The 930-nt window shown below is 48.3% G+C and carries 3 protein-coding genes; 1 reads left to right on the top strand and 2 read right to left on the bottom strand.

Going from position 1 to position 930, the window contains the following annotated elements:
• Positions 1–200, bottom strand: a 200-nt coding sequence (locus BFF42_RS18600; RefSeq protein WP_001638972.1) for an IS1 family transposase, incomplete at its 3' end; no start/stop codon positions are given.
• Between the two features lie 33 nt (positions 201–233).
• Entirely contained in the window at positions 234–371 is a 138-nt protein-coding gene (locus BFF42_RS27905; protein ID WP_000977504.1) for a hypothetical protein, read from the bottom strand.
• A gap of 272 nt (positions 372–643) precedes the next feature.
• On the opposite strand from BFF42_RS27905, the gene BFF42_RS18590 reads away from it, so the two are divergent.
• Positions 644–930, top strand: a 287-nt coding sequence (locus BFF42_RS18590) for a transposase (RefSeq protein ID WP_000567737.1), incomplete at its 3' end; no start/stop codon positions are given.

Here is a 930-nt window from a genome sequence, read left to right as displayed (position 1 = left end):
CGACATCCGACGCCATTCATGGCCATATCAATGATTTTCTGGTGCGTACCGGGCTGAGAGGCGGTGTAAGTGAACTGTAGTTGCCATGTTTTACGGCAATGAGAGCAGAGATAGCGCTGATGTCCGGCAGTGCTTTTGCCGTTACGCACCACGCCTTCAGTAGCGGAGCAGGAAGGACATCTGATGGAAATGGAAGCCACGCAAGCACCTTAAAATCACCATCATACACTAAATCAGTAAGTTGGCAGCATTACCTCCGCCGCCAACGCCTCACCGCCTGCCAGAGTTGCACAAGTCTGATAAACGGCGTTTTGGCTTTGTTTTCGTGAAATTCCATCTGCTGCCTCCTCATCTTTCAGAGGCTTCATCATCCGTCTTCTGGCAGTTCACAATACAGATGCAAATATTAGTTTTATTTAACATACAGACAGGTTAAAACAGCATCTGCATCCGGTTTTTTAGCCTCATCTGTACCGGTTTTTCTCTCTGTATGGTCCAAATAAGGAATACAGCATGACGCGTTATCAACATCTGGCAACTCTGCTTGCCGAGTAGACTGGCCCCCTGAATCTCCAGACAACCAGTATCACTTAAATAAGTGATAGTCTTAATACTAGTTTTTAGACTAGTCATTGGAGTACAGATGATTGATGTCTTAGGGCCGGAGAAACGCAGACGGCGTACCACACAGGAAAAGATCGCAATTGTTCAGCAGAGCTTTGAACCGGGGATGACGGTCTCCCTCGTTGCCCGGCAACATGGTGTAGCAGCCAGCCAGTTATTTCTCTGGCGTAAGCAATACCAGGAAGGAAGTCTTACTGCTGTGGCCGCCGGAGAACAGGTTGTTCCTGCCTCTGAACTTGCTGCCGCCATGAAGCAGATTAAAGAACTCCAGCGCCTGCTCGGCAAGAAAACGATGGAAAATGAACT

It is taken from the genome of Shigella sp. FC1661, assembly GCF_001712525.1.
In the GTDB taxonomy this organism is placed as follows: Bacteria; Pseudomonadota; Gammaproteobacteria; order Enterobacterales; family Enterobacteriaceae; genus Escherichia; species Escherichia coli.
The sequence above is the reverse complement of the archived record's forward strand: the minus strand, read 5'-3'. Positions and strand labels throughout refer to the sequence as shown.

Excerpts from the sequence above, each read along its gene's own strand:
- BFF42_RS27905 (WP_000977504.1), bottom strand. The coding sequence starts at position 371 with ATGATGAAGCCTCTGAAAGATGAGGAGGCAGCAGATGGAATTTCACGA.